12 protein-coding genes are annotated in these 13,153 nt (G+C 69.8%); 7 read left to right on the top strand and 5 right to left on the bottom strand.

Going from position 1 to position 13,153, the window contains the following annotated elements; genetic code table 11:
- Positions 1–108: 108 nt before the first annotated feature.
- Positions 109–915: a peptidylprolyl isomerase gene (locus AC1DQJ_RS00310; protein WP_477599119.1), complete on the top strand. Its 807-nt coding sequence runs from the start codon at positions 109–111 to the stop codon at positions 913–915.
- A gap of 56 nt (positions 916–971) precedes the next feature.
- Positions 972–1,325, top strand: coding sequence for a PRC-barrel domain-containing protein (locus tag AC1DQJ_RS00305; RefSeq protein WP_477599117.1), 354 nt, complete (start codon positions 972–974; stop codon positions 1,323–1,325).
- On the opposite strand, the gene AC1DQJ_RS00300 is transcribed toward AC1DQJ_RS00305, so the two are convergent.
- Positions 1,322–2,599: an MFS transporter gene (locus tag AC1DQJ_RS00300; RefSeq protein WP_477599115.1), complete on the bottom strand. Its 1,278-nt coding sequence runs from the start codon at positions 2,597–2,599 to the stop codon at positions 1,322–1,324. The two genes, AC1DQJ_RS00305 and AC1DQJ_RS00300, sit on opposite strands and share 4 nt — an antisense overlap.
- A 71-nt stretch (positions 2,600–2,670) precedes the next feature.
- On the opposite strand from AC1DQJ_RS00300, the gene AC1DQJ_RS00295 reads away from it, so the two are divergent.
- The gene (locus AC1DQJ_RS00295) at positions 2,671–3,264 is read left to right on the top strand and encodes a TetR/AcrR family transcriptional regulator (protein ID WP_477599113.1); all 594 of its coding nucleotides are present in this window, start codon (positions 2,671–2,673) and stop codon (positions 3,262–3,264) included.
- Between the two features lie 3 nt (positions 3,265–3,267).
- Here the strand turns inward: AC1DQJ_RS00295 and AC1DQJ_RS00290 are convergent, their stop codons facing one another.
- The gene (locus tag AC1DQJ_RS00290; RefSeq protein ID WP_477599111.1) at positions 3,268–4,911 is read right to left on the bottom strand and encodes an amidohydrolase; all 1,644 of its coding nucleotides are present in this window, start codon (positions 4,909–4,911) and stop codon (positions 3,268–3,270) included.
- Between the two features lie 131 nt (positions 4,912–5,042).
- Between AC1DQJ_RS00290 and AC1DQJ_RS00285 the strand changes: the two genes are divergently transcribed.
- The 3 genes from AC1DQJ_RS00285 to AC1DQJ_RS00275 are packed head-to-tail and all read left to right on the top strand — an operon-like array spanning position 5,043 to position 8,503.
- Positions 5,043–6,779, top strand: a complete 1,737-nt coding sequence (locus AC1DQJ_RS00285) for a hypothetical protein (RefSeq protein WP_477599109.1) — start codon at positions 5,043–5,045, stop codon at positions 6,777–6,779.
- Positions 6,780–6,837: 58 nt separating this feature from the next.
- On the top strand, positions 6,838–7,482 hold the full coding sequence (locus AC1DQJ_RS00280; protein WP_477599107.1) for a DUF47 domain-containing protein: 645 nt from the start codon (positions 6,838–6,840) through the stop codon (positions 7,480–7,482).
- Between the two features lie 4 nt (positions 7,483–7,486).
- Positions 7,487–8,503: an inorganic phosphate transporter gene (locus AC1DQJ_RS00275; protein ID WP_477599105.1), complete on the top strand. Its 1,017-nt coding sequence runs from the start codon at positions 7,487–7,489 to the stop codon at positions 8,501–8,503.
- 68 nt (positions 8,504–8,571) lie between these two features.
- Here AC1DQJ_RS00275 and AC1DQJ_RS00270 read toward each other — a convergent pair whose 3' ends face one another.
- The gene (locus AC1DQJ_RS00270; protein WP_477599103.1) at positions 8,572–9,699 is read right to left on the bottom strand and encodes a dipeptidase; all 1,128 of its coding nucleotides are present in this window, start codon (positions 9,697–9,699) and stop codon (positions 8,572–8,574) included.
- Complete coding sequence (locus AC1DQJ_RS00265) at positions 9,696–11,030, bottom strand: amidohydrolase family protein (RefSeq protein WP_477599101.1); 1,335 nt, start codon at positions 11,028–11,030, stop codon at positions 9,696–9,698. Before AC1DQJ_RS00265 ends, AC1DQJ_RS00270 begins: the two co-directional genes overlap by 4 nt.
- A 104-nt stretch (positions 11,031–11,134) precedes the next feature.
- On the opposite strand from AC1DQJ_RS00265, the gene AC1DQJ_RS00260 reads away from it, so the two are divergent.
- Positions 11,135–11,674: a DUF4142 domain-containing protein gene (locus AC1DQJ_RS00260; protein WP_477599099.1), complete on the top strand. Its 540-nt coding sequence runs from the start codon at positions 11,135–11,137 to the stop codon at positions 11,672–11,674.
- Between the two features lie 13 nt (positions 11,675–11,687).
- Here the strand turns inward: AC1DQJ_RS00260 and AC1DQJ_RS00255 are convergent, their stop codons facing one another.
- On the bottom strand, positions 11,688–13,139 hold the full coding sequence (locus tag AC1DQJ_RS00255; protein ID WP_477599097.1) for a glutamate synthase subunit beta: 1,452 nt from the start codon (positions 13,137–13,139) through the stop codon (positions 11,688–11,690).
- Between the last annotated feature and the right edge of the window lie 14 nt (positions 13,140–13,153).

The raw sequence follows: 13,153 nt of genomic DNA, 5'->3' as shown, positions 1-13,153 counted from the left end.
AGTTCGAGGTATCGTGTATCGCGCGGTAGTGTTCACCGCAAGGTAGCTTGCATTACATCTTAGTAAGCTTCACTGGCCCGGAATGGCAGCTTGACCGATAGTCCCCGCATGATCCGGACGCTCGTCGCTGCACTCGCCGCCTTCGCCCTGCCCGCCCACGCCGCCGACTGGCGCAAGCTCGATCCGCAGAACACGCTGGTGATCGACACCACCAAGGGCCGGATCGTCGTCGAGATGCGCCCCGACTTCGCGCCCAAGGCGGTCGAGCGGATCAAGCTCCTGGCCCGCGAAGGCGTCTATGACGGCCTGCAGTTCCACCGGGTGATCGAGAACTTCGTCGACCAGACCGGCAACCCCAACAACAAGGACGGCGGCGTCTCGCGCCATCCCGACCTGGCGCCCGAGTTCACCTTCCGGCTGAAGCCCGCCGATCCGGCCAAGGTGGTGGTGCGCGCCAGCGACGCCATCGCCGGCTTCGTGGGCGCGACGCCGTTCGTCGCCGCCTCCGACACCGAAGCCAAGCGCGATCCTGCGGCCGGGCGGCGGGCCTGGGGCGCCTATTGCCCCGGCGTGGCCGGCATGGGTCGCCAGGCGGCCGAGAACACCGCCAATTCCGAGATCTTCTTCATGCGCGCCGCCAGCCGCCGGCTGGACCGCGACTACACGGTCTGGGGCCGGGCGGTGGACGGCATGGACGTGATCCTGGCGCTCAAGGTCGGCGAGCCGCCGGCCGACCCCGACAAGATGCTGAAGGTCCGCCTCGCCGCCGACCTGTCCGCCGCCGAGCGGCCGGCCTTCGAGGTGATGGACGAGAACGGTCCGGCCTTCGCAGCCCTGGTCGACAAGCTGCGCGCCGAGAAGGGCGCCGACTTCTCGATCTGCGACGTCGCTGTCCCGGTCCGCCCGGCGGGCTGAGGCGGAACCGTGAGGGTCGCCGGCCCGTTCGGGGAGCGGGCATCAGGAGACCCTTCATGAGACTTGCGCTGATCGGCTTTGCGGCCGCGACCTGCATGGCGAGCGAACCCGCAGCCCAGTCCACAGACCGCACCCCGCTGGGCGTGACCCGCGACCAGCTCGAGGACGCCGACCTGATCGACGCCAGCGGCCGCGAGATCGGCGAGGTCGAGGACCTGGTCCTGGGCCCGGATGGGCTGGTCAACAGTCTCTTTGTCGAGATCGACCAGCGCTCCCCCAACCCGGATCGGCGCGTCCGCATTCCGCTGACCGGCCTCACGGCGGTTCCGGACCGGGATGATCCAGGAACCTTCGACATCCAAACCAGGCAGACGCGCGATCAGCTGCTGACCCTGCCCGAGGCGCGTTAGGCCGTCGCGGCCTGGGCCACGGTGGCGGACTGCCGCCGGATCATGATCGAGGCGACCGCCGCGACCAGGGCGGCGACGCCGGCCAGGACGAAGGCTTCCAGGTAGCGGCCCTGGGTCGCGCGGATAACTCCTGCAGCCACTGCGGCCGTCGCCGCGCCCGCCTGGTGGCCGGCGGCGATCCAGCCGAACACGATCGGACCGTCATGGTCGCCGAACGCCTCGGTGGCCAGGCGCGCGGTCGGCGGCACGGTGGCGATCCAGTCGAGGCCGTAGAACACCGAGAAGACGCCCAGCGCGACGATCGAGAAGTCGGTGAACGGCAGCACCATCAGCGAGAGGCCGCGCAGGCCGTAGTAGACGAACAGCAGCTTGCGCGGGTCGTAGCGGTCGGTCAGCCAGCCCGAGGCCGTGGTGCCGACCAGGTCGAAGATGCCCATCACCGCCAGCAGGGTCGCCGCCCGGGTCTCCGGCAGGCCCTGATCGGCGCACATGGCGATCATGTGCACGCCCACCAGGCCGTTGGTGGTCAGGCCGCAGACGAAGAAGCCCGCGAACAGCAGCCAGAAGGTGCGGGTCTTGGCCGCGCGGCCCAGCGCGCGAAACGCGCCGCGCAGGGCGCCGCCTGCCGGGGCGGCCTGAGGCGGGACGTAGTCGGCCGGCGCGCCATAGGGCGCCTGGCCGATCGCGGCCGGGCTCTCGGGCAGCAGGAACCAGACCAGCGGGGCCAGCACCGCCATCACCACCGAGATGGTCAGCACCACCGGGCGCCAGCCGCCGGCCTCGGCCAGGGCCGCCAGACCGGGCAGGAAGACCAGCGAGCCGCTCGCCGCCGAGGCGCTGAGCAGTCCCATCATCAGGCCGCGCCGCTCGACGAACCAGCGGTTCACCACCGTCGCGCCGAGCACCATGGCCACCGCGCCGGAGGCGACGCCGGTCATCACGCCCCAGGTGGCCACGTACTGCCAGGGCTCGACCATCAGCGACGAGAGCGCGGTCGACACGGCCATGACCACAAAGGCTAGGGCGACCGTGCGGCGCACGCCGAACGACTGCATCAGCGCCGCGGCGAACGGCCCGGTCAGGCCATAGAGGAAGATACCGACTGCGGCGGCGGCCGAGATCGTGCCGCGGTCCCAGCCGAACGCCCGCTCCAGCGGCAGCATCAGCACGCCGGGAGTCGAGCGCAGTCCGGCGGCGGCCATCAGGGCGATGAAGACCACGGCGAGCGCCACGAAGGCGTACTTCTGGCCAAACGGTCGGGCGCGGGCTATCATGATGTTACTGACCTGTAAGTTTCAGAATCCCGATATACGTACCGGTCAGTTACATCGTCAAGACGGTATCCATGACTGACCCCGCAAAATCGCCATCCCCCCGCGCCGCCGACAAGATCCGCGAGACGGCGCGCGACCTGTTCTATCGCGAGGGCATCCGGGCGGTCGGCGTGGACGAGATCGTCGCCCGCGCCGGGGTCACCAAGCCCAGCCTCTATCGGACCTACAAGTCCAAGGACGAACTGGCCTCCGCCGTGCTGCGCGAAGTCGCCGACGGCTTTTGGGCGCGTTTCGAAACCGCGGTCGCCGCCCATCCGGGCGATCCCAAGGCGCAACTGCTGGACTATCTCAGCGGCATGGCCGAGCGGTCCAACCACGAGGCCTATCGCGGCTGCGCCCTGACCAACGCCGCGGTCGAGTATCCCGAAGCCGGACACCCGGCCCGCGTCACCGCCCAGGACCACAAGGCCGAGCTGCGCGCGCGGCTGCGGACCATGGCCGGCGAAATGGGCGCAGCTGACGCCGACGGCTTGGGCGACGCCCTGCTGCTGCTGATCGAAGGCGCCTTCCTGACCAGCCAGTTGTTCGACGCCGACCGCCCGACCGCCGCAGTGGTGGGCGCGGCGGAGGCCGTGATCGACGCCTACACGGCCCGCCGCGGCTAGGGTCTACTTGGCTTCGTAGACGACCTTGCCGCCGACGACGGTCATGACCGCGTGGGCCTTGGCGATGTCGGCGAACGGCGCGCTCATCAGGTCGACCGAGAACACCGAGATGTCGGCCGGACGGCCAGGCGCCAGCTTGCCGAGTTCGCTCTCGCGGAAGCCGGCGACGGCCGGGCCGACGGTCAGCATGGTCAGGGCCTGGGCCCGGGTGACAGCCTCGTCGAGTCCCCAGTCGGGGCCGGCGAAGCCCTTGAGGTCGTGGCGGTAGGCGGCGGCGTAGAACTCCACCAGCGGATCGCCCTTCTCCACCGGCGCGTCGGAGCCCGCCGCGACCACCGCGCCGGACTTCAGCAGGCTTTCCCAGGCATAGGCGCCCTTCAGCCGCTGCGGGCCCAGCCGGGCCGGCGCGAAGAACAGGTCGCCGATCGCGTGCGAGGGCTGCATCGAGGCGACCACGCCGAGTTGGGCGAAGCGCGGCAGGTCTTCCGGCGACAGCACCTGGGCGTGCTCCACCCGCCAGCGCGCCGCCTTCAGGCCCGGCAAGTCGTCGGCGAAGGCCTGTTGGAAGGCGTCGAGCACGATGCGGTTGCCGCGGTCGCCGATGGCGTGAATGGCGATCTGGGCCCCGGAGGCCCGCGCCTTGACCAGGGCGGCGTCGATCACCTCGCGCGGGGTCAGGATCAGGCCGGTCCCCTCGGCGTCGGAATAGGGCGCCAGCAACGCCGCGCCGCGCGAGCCCAGGGCCCCGTCCATGTACATTTTCACGCCGCGCACCCGGACCAGGCCGCTGGCGTCCTGCGAGGGACCGTCCTTGAGCACGCCGGCGCCTTCGCCGGCCGACATGTAGTTATCGACGCGGATCGGCATCTGGCCCTTGGCCGCCAGGGCCTGCTGGTTGGTCACCTCGCGCATGGAGGCGCCCATGTTGTGCAGGCCGGTCCAGCCGCGGGCGGCGTAGACTTCCACCCCGCGCCGGACCGCCTCGGCCTCGGCGGCCGGGGTCGGCGGCGGGACCTTGGCGCGCACCAAGGCCATGGCGTTGTCGATCACCATGCCGGTCGGTTCGCCGGCGGCGTCCTTCAGGATCTGGCCGCCGGCCGGCGCGACGGTGTCGCGGGTGATCCCGGCCAGGGCCAGCATCTTGGAGTTGGCGACCAGGGCGTGGCCGTCGGCGCGGCCCAGCACCACCGGACGGTCGGGAACGGCGCGGTCGAGATCGGCGCGGCTGGGGAAGCGCTTCTCCGGCCAATGGGTCTCGATCCACCCCCGGCCTGAGATCACGTCCGTCCCCGGATGGGCGTCCGCCCAGGCCTTCAGGGTGGCGACCAGCGCCTCGGCCGAAGGCGTTCCCTCGAGATTGAGGGTCATCTCACGGAAACCGATGCCCGAGAGGTGGGCGTGGGCGTCCACGAAGCCCGGGAACGCCGCGGCTCCCTTCAGGTCGATGTCGCGCGCACCGGGCGCGGCCTTGCGGGCCTGGGCCAGAGGGCCGGCGAAGACGACCTTACCGTCCTTGACCGCCAGGGCTTCGACCTTGGCCTCGCCGGTGTAGATCGGGCCGCCATGGAGCAGCAGGTCCTGCGCCGCCGCCGGGGCCGCGATCGCCAGTGCGGCGGCCAGGGCCATGGATTGGATCGCCGTGCGCATGTCGTCCCCCTGAGTCGTCTGGCGCCCATTGATCCGCGAAGCGGGGCCGCAGCGCAAACCGCAACCGCCCGTATCGGCAAGGCTCCGCCTGGGTGCTGGTCAGGCGAGCTGAGTCTCGCCAAAGTGACGGTATGACTTCGGGGGACGGACAGCAGCGGTTGGGGCTGGGCGGGCGCGTGACCCTTGGCCTGATGGGCCTGGCCGGAGCCGTCATCGCGCTGGTCTATCTGAACCGCATCTTCCTGGCCCTGCCGCTTTACGTGGCGGCCGAGACCGGCCACCTGATCCACGCGCTCTACGCCACGACCTTGGCGGCGCGTCCGGAACTCCTCCCGCAGGTGCAGGGGTTGCAGGACACCGGCTTCGCCCTGATCGTCCGCGCCGTCACCTACGGCACGCAGAGCCTGCTGCCGTGGCTGCGAATCCTGGGCGCGGCGGCCTATTTCGCCGGACTGCTGCTGGCCTATCTCAGCGTCGCGCGGAACCTGGAGCGGCGCCACGCGCTGGGCGTCCTCCTGCTCGCCCTCGCCTATCCCTATTACCGCTTCGCCTTCGCCGCGCTGCCAGACGGATGGTTCGTCGCCCTGATGGGCCTGGCGATCCTGACGACCTCACGGCTCTACCATGGCCGCCCCGTGATCCACGCCGCCCTGGTCGGCGCGCTGGCCGGGGTGATGGTGCTGTTCAAGCCGCAGGGCCTCGCCTTGCCTGGGGCGTTCGTGGCGCTGGCCTGCATCGACCTGGGCCTGGGACGGCGAAACCTGCGCGTGTTCATGGCCCGGATCGCCACCTTCGGCGCCGGATTCCTGGCCGGCGCCAACCTGCTGGCGATGCTGGCCAACCAGCCGGTCGCCGAGCCGCTGACCTTCTATCTCGGCGCGCGGTTCGATCCGCTGTTCACTGGCGAACTGAGCCCGGCCGCCTGGATCACCGGGGCGCGGGCGCTGGTGGTGATGGTGGCCGCCTCGATGATGCTCTCCGGCCTGCCCACCCTTACCGGACTGCTGCGAGTGGAGATGCGCTGGGGCTGGAGCCGCGGCCGCATGCGATTCACCCTGGAGCCGCAAGAGGCGACCTTCCTCCTGACCCTGCTGACCTTCGTCGGCGTGCTGCTGGTCACCGCCGCCCTGGCCGTGACCGACATCGCCGGCGGCCCCAACCGCACCTGGGGCCGCAGCTTCGAGGGACTGATCCCGCTGCTGTGGTTGACCGCCACGCCGTTCATCGGCGAGTTCGACCGCGCCGCCGGCCGCTGGTGGCGCATCGCCATGGGCGTAGCCCCGGTGATCGGCCTTGCCGGATTTGCCGCCTGCCAGTTCGACGGCGCCTGGCCGCAGGCCTGGGACGCCGCCGCCCTCACCGCCTTTGGCCTGGACAGTCCGATCTACGCCGCCGCCGCCGCGGCCGCCGTGGTTGCGGCGGGTTTGTCCATGGCCCTGACGGCCTGGCCGGCGGAGCGCATCTGGCTGGCGCTCTTCCTGGCGCTTGGCCTGCTTTCGGCGGGCCGTGACGTGGTCTGGGAGCGCGCCGGCGCCGCAGGCCGCAACGGACTGGGCGCGGAACTGCTGGCGGCCGACGCCATCGTCTCGCGCCGGCCGGGCGATGTGGCGCTGATCGCCAAGGATCCGGCCTCTGCGCGGCTGGCGTTCTGGCGGCTGCGCGCCCGGCCACAAGCCGTGCTCGCCGCCGCCGCCCCGGCGAGCCTGGCCGATGTCGATACCGTCGTCGGCGTCGGCGCTCGCGCGCCCGGCGCCGAGTGGCGGGCCCTGTTCCAAGGCGCCAGCGTCGGGGTCTACGCGCGCCGCGCGAGCGCCCCTGCGGCGCCGCGACCTGCAGCGGCACTTGGGTCCGAGCCCGGAAGCGGCTAAGAGCGCGCAGAAGTCATCGGGCCTCCGCGGCCGCTTAACGAAAAACACGGACGGTACGATGCTGAGCTGGTTCCAGGCGCTTATGCCTAAGGAATTGAAGTTCTTTGACCTTTTCAGCGCTCACGCTGAGACTTTGGTCGAAGGCGCCACCGCCCTGCGCGAGGTGCTGCAGGGTGGAGACGGGGTGGCTGACGCCTGCGCGCGCGTGATCGCCCACGAGGACGCCGCCGACGCCATCACCCGCGAAGTGCTGCTGACCGTCCGCCGGACCTTCATCACCCCGTTCGACCGCAGCGACATCCAGGACCTGATCACCTCGCTCGACGATGCGATCGACCAGATGCACAAGACGGTGAAGGTCGTGACCCTGTTCGAACTGCGCGAGTTCGAAGACCCGATGCGCGAGATGGCCGACATCATCGTCGAGGCCGCCCTGCTGACCCGCGAAGCCGTCGGCCTGATGTCGAAGATGCGCCAGAACGTGACCCGGCTCAGCCAGCTGACCGAGCAGATCACCCATATCGAGGACCGCTCGGACGTCATCTACGACGCCGGCCGCAAGGCGCTGTTCCTGGCTCACCGCCACGACGACCCGATGGCCTTCGTTGTCGGGGTCGACGTCTACAGCCACCTGGAAAAGGTGATGGACCGTTTCGAGGATGTGGCGAACCGCATCAGCGGCATCGTGATCGAGCAGGTCTAGGCGCGTGGAGCTCCTCGCCGGCTACGGGCCGCTGCTGATCTTCCTGATCGTTGTCGCGCTGGCCTTCGACTTCCTGAACGGCCTGCACGACGCCGCCAACTCCATCGCCACCATCGTGGCCACCCGTGTGCTGCCGCCCTTCGCGGCGGTGGCCTGGGCGGCGTTCTTCAACTTCATCGCCTTCCTGTTCTTCGGCCTGCACGTGGCCAAGACCGTGGGCTCAGGCATCGTCATGCCGGAGCTGATCAGCGACGGCCTGATCTTCTCCGCCCTGATCGGGGCGATCGGCTGGAACCTGCTGACCTGGTGGATGGCGATCCCCTCTTCCTCCTCGCACGCCCTGATCGGCGGCCTGGTCGGCGCGGGCGTCGCCAAGGCCGGGACCAGCGCGATCGTTTGGGCCGGGCTCAGCAAGACCGTCTTCGCCATCGTGCTCTCGCCCGCCACCGGGTTCTTCCTGGCCCTGCTGCTGGTGCTGATCGTCTCCTGGGCGTTCATCAAGGTGACGCCGTTCGCGGTCGACGGGGTGTTCCGCAAGCTGCAGTTCGTCTCGGCGTCGCTCTATTCGCTCGGCCACGGCGGCAACGACGCCCAGAAGACCATGGGCATCATCGCCGCCCTGCTGATCGCCCACGGCATGGGCCCGGCCGACGGCCAGTTCCACGTGCCGCTGTGGGTGGTGCTGTCCTGCCAGGCGGCCATGGGCCTGGGCACCTTGTTCGGCGGCTGGCGGATCGTGCACACCATGGGCTCGCGCATCACCCGCCTGACCCCGATGCAGGGCTTCTGCGCCGAGACCGGCGGGGCCATCACCCTGTTCATGGCCACTGGCCTCGGCGTGCCGGTGTCGACCACTCACACCATCACCGGCGCGATCGTCGGCGTCGGCGCGGCCCGGCGGGTTTCGGCGGTGCGCTGGGGCGTGGCCAAGTCGATCGTCACCGCCTGGGTCGTGACCCTGCCGGCGGCGGCGGTAATCAGCGCTCTGACCTTCCTGCTCGCCGGGAAGTACATGGGCTGACGCCCAAGCCGGATGGGCTGACGCCCAAGCCGGAAGCGGGCCCCGCTTCCGGCTCCACCTACCTGCGATCAGGCCCAGACGCGGTCGGCGTAGGCGACGAAGTTCAGGCCCAGCACCTTCTCGACCACCCGCGGCTTGTGGCCCCGGGCCTCGAGCATCCGCGCCAGCTTGCGGAACTGGTCGGGGCCGCGCAGGTCGAGCACGAAGGGATAGGTGTCGGCCCGCTCGCCCTTGGCGGCGATGCCGGCGGCGACCCGCTCGCGGTTCTCCTGGGCCAGGGCCTCCTTGTAGGCCTCCATGTCGTCGATGGTGGCGGCCGAGCCGTCGGTGCCGATGCCGACATGATCCTCGCCGCAGACCTTCAACGCGTGCTCGACATGGGCCACCACGTCGGCGGCGCTGGCGTGGCCGCTGAGGTTCAGGAACGGCATGAAGTAGATACCGACAAAGCCGCCCTTCTCCGCCACCCCGCGCAGCTCGGCGTCGGTCTTGTTGCGCGGCAGGTCGGTCAGCGCCCGGCAGCCGGTGTGGTTGATCGAGATCGGCGCCTTGGAGGCGGCGATGGCGTCCAGGCAGGTGCGCTCGCCCGAATGCGAGAGATCGACCATCAGCTTGGCGGCGTTGAGCTTGTCGACCACCTTGCGGCCGAGCTCGGTCAGGCCGCGGTTCTCCGGCGCCATCGAGCCGTCGCCGAGGATGTTGGCCGGGTTGTAGGTCAGCTGCACGATCCGCACCCCGCGGGCGGCGAACTCGTCGACCCGCTCCAGGTGCTCGCCGATCTGCACGGCGTTCTGGAATCCGTAGATGATCCCGACCTTGCCGTCGGCCTTGGCGCGGGCGATGTCCGACGCCTTGCGCACCGGGGTCAGCGAGCCGGCGTTGTCGGCCAGCAGCTTGTCCCAGGCGTCCAGGGTCTGATGCGTATAGGCGTAGGGGTCCTGCGGACCGGCCACATAGCCCAGCGTGATGTTGACCGCCGAGAGCCCGGCCGCCTTGGCATCGGCGATGCCGCGCGCATCGACGTCGAGCAGCAGGGTGTCGGCCGCCGGCGAGGCCTGGCGGCCGATCTGCAGGTTCGGATTGGAGATCCCGCCCAGGGCGTTGATCATCAGCGGCTCGTCCTTGGCCGCAAAGGCCGGGCCGCCCGCGGCGAAGGCTGCGGCGGCGAGGCTGAGGGTCTGGCGGCGGTTGATCATTTGTCGCTGCTCCGGGCCGCGAGGTCGGCCTTGGGGTCGAAGTCGGCGCGGGGGTATTCCTTGCCGCGCTTCACGGTGAGGGTCAGGGTCCGCAGGGCCTTGATGTCCTTGGACGGGTCCTGGGCAGTGAAGACGAGGTTGGCCAGCTTGCCGGCCTCGATGGTCCCGAAGTCGGCGTCCTTGCGCACCGACAGCGCGCCGTTGCGGGTGGCCGCGACCACGGCCTGCATCGGCGTGAAGCCGGCCTTGTCGACCAGCATCTCCAGCTCTTCGTAGAGCGCCGGATAGGCCGCCTCGGGATCGGAGAAGCCGTCGGTGCCGGCCGAGATCACCACCCCGGCCTTCAGCGCCTGGTTGGTCAGTTGCGCGGCCAGTTCGGTCGAGCAGTACGGCTTGGCCGTGCGGCCCTTCATCATCTCGTAGATGCGGACCGTGGCGTCGAGCACCTGGCCGTCGGCCTTCATCTTGGCCAGCAGCTTGGCGATCTCGGGGTTCACGTCCTTGCCGAACTTCTCCTCCTGGACCGCGGCGCGGCGGTGGTAGCCGGTCGGGATCTGGTCGGAGACCTGGTAGGCCAGCATGCAGACGTGGCTGACCACGTCGGCGCCGGCGTCGAGCACCTGGGCCGGGGTGGCCGGGAACACCGCGGCGTGGGCCCACACCTGGACGCCCTGGCGGTGCGCTTCCTGGGTGATCCGCGCGACCTCCTCGCCCGGCAGGTTGGCGTAGATCTTGATCGCCGTGGCGCCGATGCCGCGCGCCTGCGCGACGGCGTTGACCAGGTCGGTCTGCGGCGTCACCGCCTTCATCCACGAGACCTCCCCGCCCTTGGCCCCCAGCGAGGCGACCTGCACGCGCGGGTCGTCGAAGAACGACGGGCCGGCCATCAGCGCCGCGTAGTAGATATCCGGGCCGGGGATCTCGCCGATCCGCGAGGCGCGCGACAGGTCGGCGACGTTGCGCAGGTCGTCGGCCATGTCGCGGATCGAGGTGATGCCGCTGTAGAGGTCGCGCTTCATCTGCGCCTGCGCGAACGGCCGGTTCGGCGGCGTCGCCAGGTGCTCGTGGCTGTCGGTCAGGCCCGGCAGGACGTACTTGCCGGCCATGTCCACCACCTTGGTGTCCGGCGGCAGCTTGAACATCACCTCGCCGTCCTTCCAGACGCGCTCGATACGCTCGCCGTTGACCAGGATCGACATGCCCGGCCTGGGCGCGCCGCCATTCCCGTCGATCAGGGTCGCGCCCTTGTAGACCGTCATGGACTCGGCGGCCGCGAGGCTCGGGCCGAGGGCGAGGCAGGCCGCGGCGGCGGCGAGGAAAAAACGCTTCATGCACCCGCCATACCGCGACCTAGGGCCGACGGCCAAGCCGGCAGCGGAACCGTATGGCGACGATCGTGTTTAATGTCGCAGACCATCAGGCGAGGGAACTTGCAATGCGCGTATTCCTTGCGGCCGTAGCTACGCTGATCTTGGCCGTCTCAGCACCCCCCGCTCTCGCTCAGAGCCGCCTGGACAGCTCTCCGAAGACGCTGGACTTGCCCACCGTCGCCGCCGACTACGCACGGTCCGCGTCGATCACCGATCGCTTCATGATCGAGACCGGCCGCCTGGGCGTTTCCCGCGCCCGTTCGGAGGAAATTCGCAGCTTCGCGAAGACGGTGTTCGACTCGCATACCGCGAGCTTCACCGACCTGAAGGCGGTGCTGTCGCAAGCGGGCTTGCCGCCTCCGGCCACCGGCTCGCTCGGCAAGGGCCCGACCGGCATGCTCGACGCCCTGCAGCAGGCCGGCGCGGCCACCCAGGAGTTCGACGACCGCTTCAAGTCGAGCGCGCTGGAGAGCCACAAGATCGCGTTGGCCCTGCACCAGAACTATGCCGCGAAGGGCGACAACGAGCTGCTGCGCGCCCACGCCGCCAGGTCGGCGACGATGATCGCCGCGCACCTGGACGTGCTCAACAACATCAACCCGTAGGGGCCGCCGCGCCTCAGCGCGGCAGCTTGCTGGTTCCCATCAGGTAGGCGTCGACCGCCTGCGCGCACTGGCGGCCCTCGCGGATCGCCCAGACGACCAGCGACTGGCCGCGACGCATGTCGCCGCACGAGAAGATGTTCGGCGTCGTGGTCTGGTAGTTGGTCACCGGCGCCTTGACGTTCCCGCGCGGGTCCAGCTCGACGCCGGACTGCTGCATGAACTCGTTGTTGCGCGGGCCGACGAAGCCCATGGCGAACAGCACCAGGTCGGCCTTCAGCTCGAACTCGCTGCCGGCCACCTCCTGGAGGGTCTGGCGGCCGTCAGGGCCCGCGACCCACTCGACGCGGACGCACTCGACCGCCTCGACCTTGCCGTTCGAACCGATGAAGCGCTTGGCCGAGACCGCGAAGTCCCGCTCGCAGCCTTCCTCGTGGCTCGACGAGGTGCGCAGCTTCAGCGGCCAGTCCGGCCAGGTCAGCTGCTTGTTCTCGCGCGCCGGCGGCTGGGGCATGATTTCCAGCTGGGTGACCGTGACCGCGCCGTGGCGGTTGGAGGTGCCGATGCAGTCGCTTCCGGTATCGCCGCCGCCGATGACGACCACGTGCTTGCCGGTGGCCGAGATCGCGCCGGTCGGGGCCGCCCGCAGCTCGTCGTCTCCGGCGTTGCGCTTGTTCTGCTGGGTCAGGAAATCCATGGCGAAATGCACGCCGGCCAGCTCGCGGCCGGGCACGTTCAGATCGCGAGGATCCTCGGCGCCGCCGGCCATGATCAGCACGTCATAGTCGTCCAGCAGCCGCTGGACCGAGACCGTCTTGCCGACCTCGAAGCCGGTGCGGAAGATCACGCCTTCCTGCTCCATCTGCGCGACGCGGCGGTCGATCAGATGCTTTTCCATCTTGAAGTCCGGAATGCCGTAGCGGAGCAGGCCGCCGATCCGGTCGCTCTTCTCGAACACTGTCGGAGCGTGACCGGCGCGCGCCAGCTGCTGGGCGCAGGCCATGCCTGCGGGGCCCGAGCCGACGACGGCGATGCGCTTGCCGGTGCCGCGCGGCGACATCTGCGGCCCGATCCAGCCTTCCTGCCAGCCGCGGTCGACGATCTCGCACTCGATCGTCTTGATGGTCACCGGTGTGTCGATGATGTTCAGCGTGCAGGACGCCTCGCACGGGGCGGGGCAGACGCGGCCGGTGAACTCCGGGAAGTTGTTGGTCGACTGGAGGTTATCCAGAGCCGTCTTCCACTGGTCGCGATAGACCAGATTGTTGAAGTCCGGGATCTGGTTGTTGACCGGGCACCCCTGGTGACAGAACGGAATCCCGCAGTCCATGCAGCGCGACGCCTGCTTGGACACGTCGGCCGCCGGCATGGCTTGCACGAACTCGTTCCAGTTCTGCAGGCGCTCCTGCGGAGCCTCGTAGGTGCGCTCCTGGCGCTCGATCTCAAGAAAGCCGGTGGGCTTACCCATCTTCTCTACTCCCC

Source organism: Phenylobacterium sp. P4_E10 (assembly GCF_056401675.1).
This window is presented reverse-complemented; position numbering and strand designations above follow the sequence as displayed.